The sequence below is a fragment of the Frondihabitans sp. 762G35 genome, from assembly GCF_002074055.1.
GTDB lineage: Bacteria > Actinomycetota > Actinomycetes > Actinomycetales > Microbacteriaceae > Frondihabitans.
This window is the reverse complement of record NZ_CP014619.1, coordinates 120789-135445: the sequence shown is the minus strand read 5'-3', so window position 1 is coordinate 135445 and position 14657 is coordinate 120789. Positions and strand designations below refer to the sequence as shown.

The window sequence follows — 14657 nt, the reverse complement described above, 5'->3', positions numbered from 1 at the left end:
GTTCACTACAGGGTCACTCCTCGGGCGGACATGAAGGGCACGGCGTCGGTGGCGACGCCGCCGACGCGGGTCTCGAAGTGGAGGTGGCAACCGGTCGACCAGCCGGTGGAGCCGACCTGGGCGATGACCTGACCGGCGTTCACGTGCTGGCCGGTGGCGACGTGGATGCCGCCGTCGACGACGTGGCCGTACCCGGTGTTGATCCCGTTGCCGTTGTCGATGAGCACGAAGTTGCCGTAGCCGCCGAAGGGCCCGGCGTAGATGACCGTGCCGGCGGCGGCGGCGTAGATGTTCGACCCGCAGGATGCGCCGAGGTCGGTGCCCGCGTGGAGCTGGTACACGTGCGTGGCCGGGTCGAGCCGGTAGCCGAAGCCGCTCGTGATGTAGCCGCCCGCCGGCTTTGTCCAGCCCTGGGAGTTGGGGATGCCGGTCGCACCGCTGAGCCGCGCGGCCTCGGCTCTGGCCTTGGCCTCGGCCTTGGCGGCCGCCACGCGCCGGACGACGACGCCGGCGTTGTAGGCCTCCTGCGTCGCGGTGCGCTTCTGCGTGAGGGCCGCGAGCTGGTACTTGAGACGGTCGGCGTTCGACTTCTGAGCCTCGACGGCGGTCTGCGCCTCGGCTGCGGCGGTGTTGGCGGCGACCAGGGCGACCTGCGCCTTCGCCGCGAGGTCGCTGAGGGCCTGCGCCGCGACGCGCGCCTGGTCGGTCAGCGACTGGGCGGTGTTGCGGTCCTGGACGGCCTGGGCATAGATGCCGTTGGCCTGCTCGGTGAGCTTGCTCATCGCGCCGAGCTTGTAGAGCAGGTTGCTGGCCTTGCCCGGATTGGCGATGAGGTCGGTGCTGAGGTTGTTGGTGCCCGTGCGGCCGAGCTGCGCCGCGAGCTGCCCCGCCCGCACCTCGCTGGCCTTGGACACGCGATCGGCGGCATCGGCCTTGGCCTGCAGCTTCTGCTTCGTCGCCTCCTGCTCGTCGTAGGCCGTCTGGGCCTGCTGGAGCTCCTCGCCGCGCTTCACGGCGACGGCCTGCTTCGTGACGACGTCGGCGTTGAGCTGCTTCAGCAGCTTCTGGATCTTCGCGATCTCCGACTGCTTGCGCTGCTGGTTGTCGGTGGCCTTCTGGACGTCCGACCACGACGGGTAGCTCGTCGCGGCGCTCGCGCTGCGCGGAGACCCGAGGGCGAAGCCGGAGGCGACCACGGCGACGGCGACGACGAGCGCGATCGTGGCCCGGCGGCTCCTGCCGGCCCGCGGGCGCGACGAGGGGGCGACGGCGCCGTCAGTCGAGGGCGTGGCCAGGCCGGTGCGGAGGTGGAGTGTCATTCGATCCCGAATCGTCGTCACGGTGCGGCCGGATGGCTGGTCACACTGATAACTCAGGTCACAGTAGCAACGCGCCCGGGTCTCTCCAAGGGGCATCGACCCCCGGAGGGACACGGCTCCGGCCCGAGACCCCCGGAGGAAAGTCTCAAGAACAGCTTGAAACTAACTCTGACAGGGGATTCCTCCGGGAAGCCTCGCCGCGAGACCGGACTGTGGACAACGCGCCTGACCCTCCAACTGGGGAGGAGTGGTGGCCCCGGGGAACCGCAGGATGCCCGCCCCGAGAGCCCGGTTTTGACTTTCGGCCGCCGATCCGTATGCTTGTCCCTCGGTTGCTGTGATGCCCCTCAAGCGTTCACGGCCCCATCGTTTAGTGGCCTAGGACACCGCCCTTTCACGGCGGCAGCACGGGTTCGAATCCCGTTGGGGTCACCAGATATAGTTTGAGAAGTACTGCAACAACGTATGGCCCTGTAGCGCAGTTGGTTAGCGCGCCGCCCTGTCACGGCGGAGGTCGCCGGTTCAAGTCCGGTCAGGGTCGCCATGGCTGGGTAGCTCAGTTGGTAGAGCGTTCGACTGAAAATCGAAAGGTCCGCGGATCGATGCCGCGTCCAGCCACCAGAATCATGTCGCGCAGGAGCTTCAGAACAGCTTCAGCGACACGGGCGACACAGTATTAAGGGCACCGACTCAGTCGGTGCCCTTCTTCGTTGTCCAGACATTCGGCGATCGTGGGGTGTTTTATACCTCGTGCATAGATATACTGGATGAGCGCAGCAGGATGCGCGGCTCGGTCGAGGGTTCGCCGGGTCAGGCGGAGGGCCGGGTACGGCCGGTCCTCCGCCGCAGCAACGTCAGCGGCAGCCTCAGCCGCGCAGCTCCTGCAGGACCGCCCGGAGCTCGCTCACGACCCAGTCCAGCTCGTCCTCGGTCACCACGAGCGGCGGCGCGAGGCGGATGGTCGACCCGTGGGTGTCCTTGGCGAGGATCCCGCGCCGCATGAGGCGCTCGCAGACCTCCCGGCCGCTGGCGAGCGCCGGGTCGATGTCGATCCCGACCCAGAGCCCGGCACCCCGGACGGCGACGACGCCGATCGCCTCGGCCTCCAGGGCGTCGAGGCCCGAGCGGAGTCGGGCGCCGAGGACCGAGGCGCGCTTCTGGAACTCGCCCGTGGCGAGCATCCTGACCACCTCGAGGCCGACCGCTGCCGCCAGCGGGTTGCCGCCGAACGTCGAGCCGTGCTCGCCGGGGCGCAGGACGCCCAGGACGTCGCGGTCGCCCACGACGGCGCTCACGGGGACGATCCCGCCGCCGAGTGCCTTGCCGAGCAGATAGAGGTCGGGCACGACCCCGACGAGGTCGGACGACACGGTGGCGCCCGTCCGGCCGAGGCCGGCCTGGATCTCGTCGGCGATCATGAGCACGGTGCGCTCGGTCGTCAGGGCGCGGACCGCGGGGAGGAACGACGGGTCGGGCACGACGACTCCGGCCTCGCCCTGGATGGGCTCCAGCAGGACCGCGACGGTGTCGTCGTCGATGGCGCGGGCGAGAGCGTCGACGTCGCCGTAGGGCACGGAGACGAAGCCGGGGGTGTACGGCCCGAAGTCGGCCCGCGCCTCGGGATCGTTCGAGAAGCTGATGATCGTGGTGGTGCGGCCGTGGAAGTTGCCGTCCATGACGATGATCTTCGCGGCGTTCTGGGCGACGCCCTTGACGCGGTAGCCCCAGGCGCGCGCCACCTTGATGGCGGACTCGACGGCCTCGGCACCCGTGTTCATCGGGAGGACCATCTGCTTGCCGAGGAGGGCCGCGAGCTCCTGCGCGAAGGGCCCGAGCTGGTCGTTGTGGAACGCCCGGCTGGTCAGCGTGACGCGGTCCAGCTGCGCCTTGGCAGCCTCGACGAGACGCGGGTGGCCGTGGCCGAAGTTGACGGCCGAGTACGCCGCGAGGCAGTCGAGGTAGCGGTGCCCCTCGACGTCGGTCACCCACGCGCCCTCCGCCGTCGCCACGACGATCGGGAGCGGGTGGTAGTTGTGCGCGAGCGAGGCGTCCTCGACCGCGATGGCGCGGTCGGTCGAGGTGTCCGTGGAGGTGGTCATCGTCGCAGCTCGAGGGTGCAGCACTTCACTCCGCCGCCGCCGAGCAGCAGCTCGGACAGGTCGACGCCGATGGGGTTGTAGCCGCGCTCGCGCAGCTGGCGCTCGAAGCCGGTCGCCCGCGCGGCGATCACGACGTTGTAGCCGTCGGAGTAGGAGTTGAGGCCCAGGATGGCGGCGTCCTCCTCGCTCACGATGATCGCGTCGGGGTAGCGCTCGCGCAGGATGCGGAGGCTCGGCTCGTCGAAGGCGCTCTCGAGGTAGGCGATGTTGGAGTGCCCGTCGACCGGCTCCGGGTCGAGGACGGCGATGGCGGTGTCGAGGTGGTAGAAGCTCGGGTTGACGAGGTTGAGGGTGATGACCGGGCGGCCGAAGATGCTCGCGAGCTCTTCGTGCGAGGTGGAGTCGCTGCGGAAGCCCGTGCCGGCGAGGATGACGTCGCCGACGAGGAGGAAGTCGCCCTCGCCCTCGTTGATCTGCTCGGGGACCCTGACGTCGAAGCCGTTGTCGCGGAACCAGTCCATGTAGGCCGGGCCCTCGGGCTGACGCTCGGGGTAGGTGAAGCTCGCACCGTAGGCCTTGCCGTCGAGGACGAAGCCGCCGTTCGCCGAGTAGACCATGTCGGGCAGGCCGGGGATCGGGTCGATCAGGTGCACGTCGAAGCCGAGGCCGACGTAGGTGTCGTAGAGGGTCTGCCACTGGGCGACGGCGCGCGAGGTGTCGGTGGGGTCCTCGGGGTGCATCCACGGGTTGATCCGGTAGCTCACCGTGAAATGCTCCGGGCGGCACATCAGGATCGTGCGGTGGGTGGCCTGACGCGTGATCGAGGCGGCGGTCGTGGTTTCGGTCGAGATGCTCACCCGATCAGTTTCACACGAAAAAGCCGCATCTCGACTGCTCCGAACGCATTTTCCGTGCAGAGAACCCGATCTCGCGCACATTTATGCCATACAGTGCTGGCGTGGACAATCTGGACTTCAGCATCATCGACCTCCTCCGCCAGAACGCCCGTGCCGGCTACGGCGACATCGGCTCCGTGGTGGGTCTCAGCGCCTCCGCCGTGAAGCGCCGCGTCGACCGCATGGTGGCCGACGGCGTGATCCGCGGCTTCACCGTCCAGGTCGACCCGGCCGTCGACGGACTGGCGACGGAGGCGTACGTGGAGCTCTTCTGCCGCGGCACCGTGTCGCCGGCCGAGCTGCAGCGGATCCTCAGCACCGTGCCCGAGGTCGTCGACGCCGGGACGGTGACCGGCAGCGCGGACGCGATCGTCCACATGCGCTCCCGCGACATCCCCTCGCTCGAGGGCGCGCTCGAGCGGGTTCGGAACGCCCCCAACGTCGACCACACGCGCAGCGCGATCGTCCTCTCGAAGCTCATCAACCGGCAGCCCGCCTAGCCGTTGCGAGGCGGCTCCTGCGACACGGCTCTCCTGCCTCGGGGCCTCCGCGGCGTCAGAGCGGCAGCCGGACGAGCTCGGGAACGGGGTTCCCGAATCGGTGCGCCGTCAGCGACACGGCCTGCTCCAAGAGGAACGGCAGGAGCTCGATGCGCCCCGCCTCGGTGACCTCGTCGGCATACACGGCCACGTCGGGGCTCCCGCCGACGGCCCGGGCGAGTGCCGACGCGTCGCCTCCGATGAGCCGGATCCGCAGGTCGCGGTACGTCGCGGCCCCCGGGCCGTCGAGGCGCGTCTCCGGGTCGGCCGCGAGCAGCGCCGCGCGGTCGAGGGCGACGGTGTTCTGGAGACCGAGCTGGAGGACGCCGGAATCTTGAGTGGCGCGCTCGAGCAGGGACAGGGGATCCTGCGCGGGCACGGCGACCTGCCCCTGGAGGAGGCCGGCCTCCGCCCGCGCGAGCCAGAGGCCCTCGTTCTCGACGGTGATGTCGTCGACGCGCACCGGGCTCGTCGAGGAGCGCACCAGCTGCACGAGCTGCGCGGGCAGCGGCTCGGCGCTGCTGATGGTGAGGGGCGCACCGGCCCGCGCGGCCGCGGCGACGACGCGCACGAGGTCGGCCATGCGGCCGCCCGTCGCCAGACGGACGACGGCAGGATGCGGGCGGTGGCGCAGGACGTTCCGTTCGACCCCCAGCCCCGACTCGTCGCGCGACGACCCGAAGCGCTCCTCCCAGGCGCGCTGATCGCTCCGGCTGCCCGAGCGGACGAAGTCGAACTCGCCGAAGGTGAGCACCGAGCGCGTGGCCTCGATGATGCGCACGGCGAGCTCCGGCACGCCGTCGAGCTGGAGCGACGACGCCGGCTCGTGCTCGACGCGGCGCCAGGACGTGAGGGCGGCGAGGTGGTCGGGGCCGCCGGCCTTGGCACCCGTCCCGACCCTCGACCGCTTCCAGCCGCCGAACGGCTGCCGCCGGACGATCGCGCCGGTCGTCGAGCGGTTGACGTAGAGGTTGCCCGCCGTGACGGTGGACGACCAGAGCGCGATCTCCGACTCGTCGAGCGAGTGGAGGCCGGCCGTGAGCCCGTAGTCGACGTCGTTCTGCCAGGCGATCGCCTGCTCCAGCGTGTCGGCGTGCATGATGCCGAGGACCGGCCCGAAGAACTCGGTGCGGTGGAATTCGCTGCCCGGTCGGACGCCGTCGCGGACGCCCGGGCTCCAGAGCACGTCGGTCTCGTCGAGCGGGGCGGGCTTGACCAGCCAGGACTCTCCCTCGGCCAGCGTGCGCAGGCCGCGCTCCAGCGTGCCGCCCGGGGGGTCGATCAGCGGCCCCATGCGCGTGGTCGCGACGTCGGGGTAGCCGACCCGGATGCTCCGGACCGCGTCGACGAGCTGGCGGCGGAACCGCTCGCTCTCGCCCGCCGACCCCACGAGGATCACGAGCGAGGCCGCGGAGCACTTCTGCCCCGCGTGCCCGAAGGCGCTGGCGACGACATCGGCCACGGCCAGGTCGAAGTCGGCCGACGGGGTCACGACGATCGCGTTCTTGCCGCTCGTCTCGGCGTGCAGGGCGAGGTCGGGACGCCAGGAGCGGAAGAGGGCGGCCGTCTCGAACGACCCGGTCAGGAGGACGCGGTCGACGGCGGGGTGCGTCACGAGGCTCCGGCCCAGCACCTCCTCGTCGAGGTCGACGAGCGCCAGCAGCGACCGGGGCACGCCCGCCTCCCAGAGCACCTCGGCCACGACGGCGGCGGTGCGGTGGGCCTGCGGCGCGGGCTTGAGGATGACGCCGCTCCCGACCGCGAGCGCGGCGAGCACCCCGCCGACGGCGATCGACACGGGGAAGTTCCACGGCGGGGCGACGACGGTGAGCCGGGGCGGGACGGCGACGGCCCCCTCGACCCGGTCGAGCTCGCGGGCCAGCTCGGCGTAGTAGTGCGCGAAGTCGATCGCCTCGCTGACCTCCGGGTCGCCCTCGGCGATGGTCTTGCCCGTCTCGCTCGCCATGACCTCCAGCAGGTCGGCGCGGCGGGCGGCGAGCGAGCGACCGACGAGGTCGAGGAGCTCGGCGCGGGTCGACGCCTCCTGCTGACCCCAGCGGACACCGGCCTCGGCGACACCCGCCACGATCTCCTCGAGGCGGGCGTCGTCGTCGACCCAGGCGCTCTCGATCCCGGCGACGCCGAGCTCGGAGACCGCGGATCGGCGCAGGATGCGGCGGGCCCAGGTCCGGTTGACCTCGAGCGCGGGATCGGTGTCGGGTTCGTTGGCGAAGTCGCCCGTCGGGCTCGTCAGGTCGACGGGCGCGGTGCGATCCTGCGTCCGCCGCGGGCGCGGGACGTCGTCGTCGAGCTCGCGGAGGGACGCCAGGAAGCGCGCCTCCTCGCGATCGAACGCCTCGGGGTCGCTTTCGAGGTCGAACGCCGACGACAGGAAGTTCTCCGGGCTCGCGCCCTCCTCCAGGCGGCGCACGAGGTAGCCGATGGCCGAGTCGAACTCCGAGGGATGCACGACCGGCGTGTACAGGAGCAGATCGCCCACGTCGGCCCGGACCGCCTGCGCCTGCGCGCTGGCCATGCCGAGGAGCATCTCGACGTCCATCCGGCTGGTGACCATGTTCTTCTTCGCCAGGTTCCACGCGTAGGCGAGGTCGAACAGGTTGTGCCCGGCCACGCCCACCTTCACGACCGACGCGTTGTCCTGCGTGAGCGCCCAGCGGAGGAGCCGCTTGTAGTGGGTGTCGGTCTCCTGCTTCGTCGACCAGGTCGCGAGCGGCCAGCCGTGGATGGCCGCGTCGACGCGCTCCTGGGCGAGGTTGGCGCCCTTGACGATTCGCACCTTGATGGGGGCACCGCCCCGGGAGACCCGTGAGCGCGACCAGTCGGTGAGGAGCTGCAGGGCGCCGAGGGAGTCGGGCAGGTAGGCCTGGAGCACGATCCCCGCCTCGAGGCCGAGGAGCTCGTCGCGGTCGAGGAGGCGCGTGAAGACGTCGATCGTCAGGTCGAGGTCGCGGTACTCCTCCATGTCGAGGTTGATGAAGGTCGGCCTGGCCGAGGCGAGGGCGAGCTCAAAGAGGGGCAGGAGCCGCTCGACGATCCGGTCGCTCGTCTCCTCGAAGGCCCACATCGAGAGCTGGCTGGCGACCGCGCTGACCTTGATCGAGACGTAGTCGACGTCGTCGCGCTCGAGGAGGGCCCTCGTGCCCTCCAGCCGACGATCGGACTCGGAGTCGCCGAGGACGGCCTCGCCGAGGAGGTTGAGGTTGAGCCGGATGCCCGGGCCCCGGAGCTTCGCCAGGGTGGGCCCCAGCTTCGCGGGCGTCGCGTCGACGACCAGGTGGTCGACCATCGAGCGCAGCGCCCGGCGGGCCACCGGCACGGTCGGCCAGGGCGCCCCGGTCGCGAGGCCGCCCCCGGTGGCGATCGCCGCGCGGAGGTACCAGGGCAGGAACTTCGGGATGGAGCGGCTCAGCTCCTCCAGGCTGCGGGCGGCGACGCGCAGGTCTTCGGGACGCACGACACGGTCGACGAAGCCGAGGGTGAAGTCGAGCCCCTCCGGGTCGCGGAGCACGCCCGCGAGGCGCTGCGCCGACGGGTCGACCCGCGTCTCCGACGACGCCCGGAGCCAGCGCCTGACCGTCTCGACGGTCTCCTGGGCGAGATCGGAGGGCAGCACGTCGGACATGCTTCGAGGATACGGCGCACCCCCGTCTCTACACTGGGCGAATGGCCGAGCAGCTCACCGATCAGGACTGGGCCGTCTGGGACGCCTTCTACGCCATGCGCCGGCGTCTCGACCGGGCTCTCGAGCTGCAGCTCCACGAGAACTCGGGCGTGTCCGCTCCCGAGTACGAGATCCTCGTCGGGCTCGGCCGCGTCTCCGACCGGCGCCTCCGCGTGCGCGACATCGCCGAGCAGATCGGCTGGGAGAAGAGCCGCGTCAGCCACCAGGTGACCCGGATGGAGAAGCGCGGCCTGGTGCGGCGCACCGACTGCGACCTCGACGCCCGCGGCACCTGGGTCGAGCTGACCCCGGCGGGCCGCCGGGCGATGCTCGAGTCGAGTCGCGGCCACAACGAGGCGATCAAGCGCTATTTCGTGGACGCGCTGGGCGACCAGGCACCCGCCCTGCACGACTTCTCGCTGCGGGTGCTCGACGCCATCCGGAACGACGGCCGCGGGGCCCGTGCCGAGCCGCCGGAGACGCCCGAGGCCTGACCGGGTCGCGGCTCCTGCCGACCGGCCGGCTCAGTGCGACCGGTGATCCTGGATCGTCATCCGCGGGCCGAACCGGGGCTTCGAGAATCCACTCCCGCCGATCAGGCGCATGACCCGCTCGCGGTTCCCCCGCCACGGTTCGAGGAGCTCGAGCATCCCGTCGTCGTCGACCGGCTTGCCGATGAGCGCCCACCCGACGAGCGCGGGCAGGTGGTAGTCGCCGACGCTCGGGGAGTCCGCATCGCCGTGCGCGCGCTGGCTCGTCTCGGCGGCGGTCCAGACGCCGACGCCCACGACCGACCGCAGGCGCCGCTGGATCTCGTCACCGCCGCGCCCGAGGTCCAGCGTGCGCTCGAGGCCCGCCGCGACGGCGCAGACGCGCATCACGGTCGCGGACCGCTGCGGCCCGACGCCGGCGCGGTGCCACTCCCAGCTGGGGATCCGCTTCCAGGTCGATGCGTCGGGCGGCACGGTGAGCCCCTCGGGGGCCGGACCCGGAGCCTTCTCGCCGTGCGCGCGCACCAGTTGGCGGAAGCCGCGCCAGGCCTCGACGCTGGTGACCTTCTGCTCGAGCACGGCGGGGACGAGCATCTGGACGACCTCGTTGGTGCGGGTCAGGCGGAGCCCCGGCTGACGGCGACGTGCGTCGCTGAGGAAGGCGTTGCCCGAGACGTCGAGGGTCGACCAGTCGTCGCCGCGGCCCAGGAGCTCCGGCACGCCCTCGATGAGCCACTCGGCTCCCGCGCCCCACGCGGTGGCATCGACGCCGCCCGCGACCGGCCGGAGCCGCAGGGTGCCCGGGCCGAGGGGCGTGCGGACGGCGCGCCAGATCTCGCTCCCGACGGAGCGGAACGCAGGATCCCCGCCGCCGCGCTGCAGGGGACGGAGCGTCTGTCGCAGGTCGACCGGCTCGCTCGGCCGGTAGACCGTCGTGAGGGGAGGCGCCTCCGGCGCAGCGCCGTCGTGCGCGGAGGCGACGACCGGACCCGGAGACATGCAGCCATGCTAAGCCGCGCCTCCGACCCCGCCGCCTGAGCGGCCGCCTCGGGCGCCTCCCGCCTGCCGGGCGAGGAACGCCGCCATCGCGGCGGCGGCGGCGCGGCCGTCGCGGGCCTCCGCGGCCCGCACGACCTCTCCGGCGAACGCCGCCGCCTCCGCCTCCGTGACGACCACGCGGAGACTCCGGACGAAGAAGAGCAGCCGGGTCTCCAGCCCGCCGAGGGCCGCGACGAGCACGGGATTGCGCGTTCGGCCGACGACGAAGTCGAAGACGGGGCCGAGCGCCTCGAGGGCCGCGGCATGGTCGCGGGTCTCGGCCGCGCGGGCGACCCCGTCGAGGGCGGTCGCGGCGACGCACCGGAGCTCGTCGACCTCGGCGTCGTCGAGGTCGGGGACGACGGCCTCCGCCGCCGCCGCGTGGAGCGCGCCGTAGACGGCGAGCGCCTCCCGCAGGAGCGACGGGTCGGGCCGGACGACGCGGGTGAAGCGATTCGGCTCCATCTCGACGAGGCCCGCGTCGGCGAGCCTCTCCAGGGCCGTGCGGATCGGGGTGCGCGAGACTCCGAGCCACTCGGTCAGCTGGTCGTCGTGGAGCCGCTCCCCCGCCACGAGGGTGCCGTCAAGGATCGACTCGAGGAGGTGCCGCCGGACGCTCTCGCTGAGCAGACCGCGGTCCTGAGTCGTCCGGGCCCCGCGGGGGACAGGGCTCACGCCGCGACCTCGGCGCGCACGAGGGAGCACCCGCGGAGCCGGTCGAGGACCTCGGCCGCCGCCTCGCCGTCGCGGCCGTGCAGGGCGACCTCGAGGGCCGTCAGGAGCCGCGCCAGGAGGACGAGGTCGACTCGCGCTCCCTGCAGCGTCAGCTGGTAGCCGAGCGACGTGCCGAAGGCGACCACGAGATCGGCCAGGAGGGTGTTGCCCGAGAGCCGACTCAGGTGGAAGAGGGCGACGCGCGTCGCCTCGATCGCCGCAGCCGACGACGCGCCCCCGTCTGCGCGGCGACAGGCCGACGCCGCGACGGCGAGGCGACCGAGGAGCTCGACGTGCTCGGAGGCGCTCATGCGCACCGCGGCCTCCCGGGCGGCGAGCGCCCAGATGGCCGAGAGGACGTCGAGGAGCTGCGGGATCCGCTCCGGCGTCGAGCGGGACACCCGGGTGAACCGGTTCGGCGAGGACTCGATGAGCCTCATCTGCTCGAGCCGGACGATGGCGAGCCGGATCGGCGTGCGGGACACGCCCAGCCACTCCTGCAGGTCGGTGTCGCGGAGCCGCTCGCCCGGGGCGAGGGTGCCGTCGAGGATGGCCTCCAGCATCCGCTCGAACACCTCCTCCTTGCGGAGACGACGTCTCAGGCCGGACTCTCTCGCTACCGGAATCGGCATCTCTCCCCCTCGTCGTCGTTGTCGAATATAAACATATCGCATATCGTGAGAATGACAAGGCGCCGCTTAGAATCTGCGGGTGGCCGTCCCCAAGATCCTGCTGTTCTACGTCTTCACACCGCTCGCCGACCCCGAGGCGCTGCGGCTGTGGCAGCGCGACCTCGGCGAGTCGCTCGGGCTGCGGGGTCGCATCCGGCTGTCGCACCAGGGGATCAACGCCACCGTCGGGGGCGAGCTGGACGACGTGAAGCGCTACCTCCGCAAGACGCGCGAGTACGCGCCGTTCCACGACCTCGACGTGAAGTGGAGCGACGGCACGGGCGACGACTTCCCGCGGTGGAGCGTGAAGGTGCGGGACGAACTCGTGAGCTTCGGTGCGCCCGGCGAGCTCCGGGTCGACGGATCCGGCGTCGTGGGTGGGGGCACGAAGCTCGACCCCGATCAGCTGCACGCCCTCGCGGCGGAGCGCGACCTCACCTTTTTCGACGGTCGGAACGAGTTCGAGGCCCGCATCGGCCGCTTCCGCGACGCCGTCGTCCCCGACGTCGCCACCACGCGCGACTTCGTCGCCGAGCTCGACTCCGGGCGCTACGACCATCTCAAGGACCAGCCGGTCGTGACGTACTGCACGGGCGGGATCCGCTGCGAGGTCCTCACCTCGCTGATGATCGACCGCGGGTTCCAGGAGGTGTACCAGCTCGACGGCGGCATCGTCCGCTACGGCGAGCGCTTCGGCGACGACGGCCTCTGGGACGGATCGCTCTACGTCTTCGACCGGCGCGGCTCGGTGACCTTCAGCGATCACGCAGCCGTCCTCGGCTCCTGCGTGCGCTGCTCCGCGGCCACGAGCGCCATGCGGAACTGCGCGGACGTCCAGTGCCGCGAGCAGCTCGTGGTCTGCCCGGAGTGCGCCCCTGCGGCTCCCCTGTGCGCGGAGCACCGCGCCGCGGCGTAGCGTCCCGGGCATGAACGCGACAGCAGAAGAGATCTCCACCGTCGCCGACGTGCTCGACAAGGCGCGCATCGGCCTCCTGACCACCCTCGACGAGCACGGACGCCTGGTCTGCCGCCCGCTCGCCCTCGTCGACCGCGACTTCGACGGCTCCGTCTACTTCTTCGTGGACAAGGACAGCCACAAGGTGCACGACATCGACGCCAACCCCGAGGTCAACGTCGGGGTCGACACCGGCAAGGGCTGGCTGTCGATCTCCGGGACCGCCTCGATCACGACGGACGCGGCGAAGATCGACGCGCTCTGGAACACCGGTGCCGAGGCCTGGTTCGACCAGGGCAGAGACGACCCGGCCGTCGCCCTGCTCGAGGTCGACGCGCACTCGATCGAGTCGTGGACGAGCACCGAGCCGAAGGCCGTGACGCTCCTGAAGTACGCCAAGGCCGCCGTGACCGGCGGTCACCCGACGAACGTCGGCGACAACCAGACGATCTCGCTCTGACACCACTCCCCGGCGGCGCCGGCGGGTCAGCCGCAGCTGACCTGCTGGCCCGCCTGGGTGAGGTACTGCCCCGGGCCGACGAGGCTGCACTGCTGCGCCAGGGAGATCTCGTAGCGGAGCCACGAGAGCCCGATCGCCGAGAAGACGACGATGCTGAGCACGGAGACGGCGATCCCGACGTACCCCGTGACTCCTGCGAGCCCGGCGAGGCGGGAGCGACGCACCGAGGCGATGCCGACGAAGACGCCGACCACGCCGACGAAGAGGCCGATGGCCACGGCCGTGATGCCGAGGGAGCGCCCCGGATCGTCGTCGACGGCGGTCCAGGGCGGATCGAACTCGTCGTCGCGGTCGGCGACGAGTTCGCCGAAAAGCGGGCGCGCAGGATCCTCGGCCCAGCCGCGCCCCTCGACCGGCGTTCCGGCCACGCCGACGTCGCGCGGCGCCCAGGGCGACGGCTCGCCGGCCAGCGGGAGCGGTGCGGGCGGAAGCGGTGCGGAAGGAAGCGGCTCCGGAGCGGCGGCGGCGTACTCCGGCACCACGGGCGGCGGGCCGGGCGGACCCGCGGGAGGCCGCGCGCCGCGCCGGAAGCGGGCGAGCGTCGGATCGTTCTCCACAGGGCTCGACATCGACTCGACCCTAATACGTCCGTGAGCCATGATGGTCGAATGGCCGCCCCGTCCCGAGCGGTCTCCCCTGCGCTACGACGAAGTACCCCTTGGAGAACCTCAGCATGCGAATCGGAATCCTCACCAGTGGCGGCGACTGCCCCGGCCTGAACGCGGTCATCCGCGGAGCGGTGCTGAAGGGCATCCAGATCCACGGGCAGGAGTTCGTCGGGTTCCGCGACGGCTGGCGCGGTGTCGTCGAGGACGACGTCGTCACGCTCGCCCGGAAAGACATCCAGGGCATCTCGAAGCAGGGCGGCACGATCCTCGGCACGAGCCGCACGAACCCGTTCGAGGGCAACGGCGGTGTCGACCGCATCAGCGAGAACCTCGCGCGCCGCGGCATCGACGCCATCATCGCGATCGGCGGCGAGGGCACGCTGGCCGCCGCCAAGCGCCTGACCGACGCGGGTCTGAAGATCGTCGGCGTGCCCAAGACGGTCGACAACGACCTCGGCGCGACCGACTACACCTTCGGTTTCGACACGGCCGTCCAGATCGCCGTCGACGCGATGGACCGCCTCCGCACGACCGGCGACTCGCACAGCCGCTGCATGGTCGCCGAGGTCATGGGGCGCCACGTCGGCTGGATCGCCCTCCACTCCGGCATGGCCGCGGGGGCGCACGCGATCCTGATCCCCGAGCAGAAGACGAGCGTCGAGCAGCTCGCCGAGTGGGTGCAGTCCGCCTACGACCGCGGGCGTGCCCCGCTCGTCGTCGTGGCGGAGGGCTTCGTACCCGACCACGAGAACGACGCGCACTCGGAGCGCGGCCTCGACGCCTTCGGCCGACCCCGCCTCGGCGGGATCGGCGAGCGGCTCGCCCCGATGATCGAGGAGATGACCGGCATCGAGACGCGCGCCACGACCCTCGGTCACATCCAGCGCGGCGGGACCCCGTCCGCCTACGACCGCGTGCTCGCGACGCGCCTCGGCATGGCGGCGAGCGATGCCGTGGACGAGGGGCGCTGGGGCCGGATGGTCGCGCTGCGCGGGACCGACATCGTCCACGTCTCGTTCGAGGAGGCCCTCGGGTCGCTCAAGGTGGTCCCCCAGGATCGCTACGACGAGGCCGCGATCCTGTTCGGCTGAGACGACGGTGGACGCGACGCTCGGTGGTCGGGCG

At 71.7% G+C, this 14657-nt stretch carries 13 protein-coding genes and 3 tRNA genes; 8 read left to right on the top strand and 8 right to left on the bottom strand.

Annotated features, from left to right (window positions below; genetic code table 11):
* Nucleotides 1-5: 5 nt before the first annotated feature.
* The gene (locus AS850_RS00680) at nt 6-1319 is read right to left on the bottom strand and encodes a M23 family metallopeptidase (RefSeq protein WP_164088348.1); all 1314 of its coding nucleotides are present in this window, start codon (nt 1317-1319) and stop codon (nt 6-8) included.
* 359 nt (nt 1320-1678) lie between these two features.
* Here AS850_RS00680 and AS850_RS00675 point away from each other — a divergent pair.
* From AS850_RS00675 to AS850_RS00665, 3 genes are all read left to right on the top strand, one after another.
* Nucleotides 1679-1754: transfer RNA gene (locus AS850_RS00675), tRNA-Glu, on the top strand.
* A 32-nt stretch (nt 1755-1786) separates the two neighbouring features.
* A tRNA-Asp gene (locus AS850_RS00670) sits at nt 1787-1863 on the top strand.
* Between the two features lies 1 nt (nt 1864).
* A tRNA-Phe gene (locus tag AS850_RS00665) sits at nt 1865-1940 on the top strand.
* 245 nt (nt 1941-2185) lie between these two features.
* Here AS850_RS00665 and rocD read toward each other — a convergent pair.
* Nucleotides 2186-3418: an ornithine--oxo-acid transaminase gene (rocD, locus tag AS850_RS00660; protein ID WP_119867381.1), complete on the bottom strand. Its 1233-nt coding sequence runs from the start codon at nt 3416-3418 to the stop codon at nt 2186-2188.
* Nucleotides 3415-4206, bottom strand: a complete 792-nt coding sequence (ddaH, locus tag AS850_RS00655) for a dimethylargininase (RefSeq protein WP_236940943.1) — start codon at nt 4204-4206, stop codon at nt 3415-3417. Before ddaH ends, rocD begins: the two co-directional genes overlap by 4 nt.
* A gap of 170 nt (nt 4207-4376) precedes the next feature.
* On the opposite strand from ddaH, the gene AS850_RS00650 reads away from it, so the two are divergent.
* Nucleotides 4377-4814, top strand: coding sequence for an Lrp/AsnC family transcriptional regulator (locus AS850_RS00650; RefSeq protein WP_119867379.1), 438 nt, complete (start codon nt 4377-4379; stop codon nt 4812-4814).
* A 55-nt stretch (nt 4815-4869) separates the two neighbouring features.
* Here AS850_RS00650 and AS850_RS00645 read toward each other — a convergent pair whose 3' ends face one another.
* Nucleotides 4870-8496 carry a bifunctional proline dehydrogenase/L-glutamate gamma-semialdehyde dehydrogenase gene (locus AS850_RS00645; RefSeq protein WP_119867378.1) on the bottom strand — a complete coding sequence of 1209 codons (3627 nt, stop codon included), beginning with the start codon at nt 8494-8496 and terminating at the stop codon, nt 4870-4872.
* A gap of 41 nt (nt 8497-8537) precedes the next feature.
* Between AS850_RS00645 and AS850_RS00640 the strand changes: the two genes are divergently transcribed.
* Entirely contained in the window at nt 8538-9029 is a 492-nt protein-coding gene (locus AS850_RS00640; protein WP_119867377.1) for a MarR family winged helix-turn-helix transcriptional regulator, read from the top strand.
* A gap of 30 nt (nt 9030-9059) precedes the next feature.
* On the opposite strand, the gene AS850_RS00635 is transcribed toward AS850_RS00640, so the two are convergent.
* Genes AS850_RS00635 through AS850_RS00625 form a run of 3 tightly spaced genes read right to left on the bottom strand, consistent with a single transcriptional unit; the run spans nt 9060 to nt 11410 of the window.
* A complete protein-coding gene (locus AS850_RS00635; protein WP_119867376.1) occupies nt 9060-10025 on the bottom strand; it encodes a DNA-3-methyladenine glycosylase family protein in 966 nt (321 codons plus the stop codon).
* A gap of 9 nt (nt 10026-10034) precedes the next feature.
* Nucleotides 10035-10739, bottom strand: a complete 705-nt coding sequence (locus AS850_RS16645) for a GntR family transcriptional regulator (RefSeq protein ID WP_216819812.1) — start codon at nt 10737-10739, stop codon at nt 10035-10037.
* Complete coding sequence (locus AS850_RS00625; RefSeq protein ID WP_119867375.1) at nt 10736-11410, bottom strand: GntR family transcriptional regulator; 675 nt, start codon at nt 11408-11410, stop codon at nt 10736-10738. Before AS850_RS00625 ends, AS850_RS16645 begins: the two co-directional genes overlap by 4 nt.
* Nucleotides 11411-11489: 79 nt before the next feature.
* Between AS850_RS00625 and trhO the strand changes: the two genes are divergently transcribed.
* On the top strand, nt 11490-12365 hold the full coding sequence (trhO, locus tag AS850_RS00620; RefSeq protein WP_119867374.1) for an oxygen-dependent tRNA uridine(34) hydroxylase TrhO: 876 nt from the start codon (nt 11490-11492) through the stop codon (nt 12363-12365).
* 10 nt (nt 12366-12375) lie between these two features.
* Nucleotides 12376-12864, top strand: coding sequence for a pyridoxamine 5'-phosphate oxidase family protein (locus AS850_RS00615; protein ID WP_119867373.1), 489 nt, complete (start codon nt 12376-12378; stop codon nt 12862-12864).
* Between the two features lie 26 nt (nt 12865-12890).
* Here the strand turns inward: AS850_RS00615 and AS850_RS00610 are convergent, their stop codons facing one another.
* On the bottom strand, nt 12891-13493 hold the full coding sequence (locus AS850_RS00610) for a hypothetical protein (RefSeq protein ID WP_123955402.1): 603 nt from the start codon (nt 13491-13493) through the stop codon (nt 12891-12893).
* Nucleotides 13494-13597: 104 nt separating this feature from the next.
* Here AS850_RS00610 and AS850_RS00605 point away from each other — a divergent pair, with 104 nt between their 5' ends.
* Complete coding sequence (locus AS850_RS00605; RefSeq protein WP_119870055.1) at nt 13598-14623, top strand: 6-phosphofructokinase; 1026 nt, start codon at nt 13598-13600, stop codon at nt 14621-14623.
* The last annotated feature ends 34 nt before the right edge of the window (nt 14624-14657 follow it).

What these genes read in the sequence shown, in the direction of transcription:
- AS850_RS00645 (WP_119867378.1), bottom strand. Translation starts at nt 8,496, where the DNA reads ATGTCCGACGTGCTGCCCTCCGATCTCGCCCAGGAGACCGTCGAGACG.
- AS850_RS00635 (WP_119867376.1), bottom strand. Translation starts at nt 10,025, where the DNA reads ATGTCTCCGGGTCCGGTCGTCGCCTCCGCGCACGACGGCGCTGCGCCG.
- rocD (WP_119867381.1), bottom strand. Translation starts at nt 3,418, where the DNA reads ATGACCACCTCCACGGACACCTCGACCGACCGCGCCATCGCGGTCGAG.
- AS850_RS00610 (WP_123955402.1), bottom strand. Translation starts at nt 13,493, where the DNA reads ATGTCGAGCCCTGTGGAGAACGATCCGACGCTCGCCCGCTTCCGGCGC.
- AS850_RS00615 (WP_119867373.1), top strand. Translation starts at nt 12,376, where the DNA reads ATGAACGCGACAGCAGAAGAGATCTCCACCGTCGCCGACGTGCTCGAC.
- AS850_RS00625 (WP_119867375.1), bottom strand. Translation starts at nt 11,410, where the DNA reads ATGCCGATTCCGGTAGCGAGAGAGTCCGGCCTGAGACGTCGTCTCCGC.
- AS850_RS00640 (WP_119867377.1), top strand. Translation starts at nt 8,538, where the DNA reads ATGGCCGAGCAGCTCACCGATCAGGACTGGGCCGTCTGGGACGCCTTC.
- AS850_RS00680 (WP_164088348.1), bottom strand. Translation starts at nt 1,319, where the DNA reads ATGACACTCCACCTCCGCACCGGCCTGGCCACGCCCTCGACTGACGGC.
- AS850_RS00605 (WP_119870055.1), top strand. Translation starts at nt 13,598, where the DNA reads ATGCGAATCGGAATCCTCACCAGTGGCGGCGACTGCCCCGGCCTGAAC.
- ddaH (WP_236940943.1), bottom strand. Translation starts at nt 4,206, where the DNA reads ATGTGCCGCCCGGAGCATTTCACGGTGAGCTACCGGATCAACCCGTGG.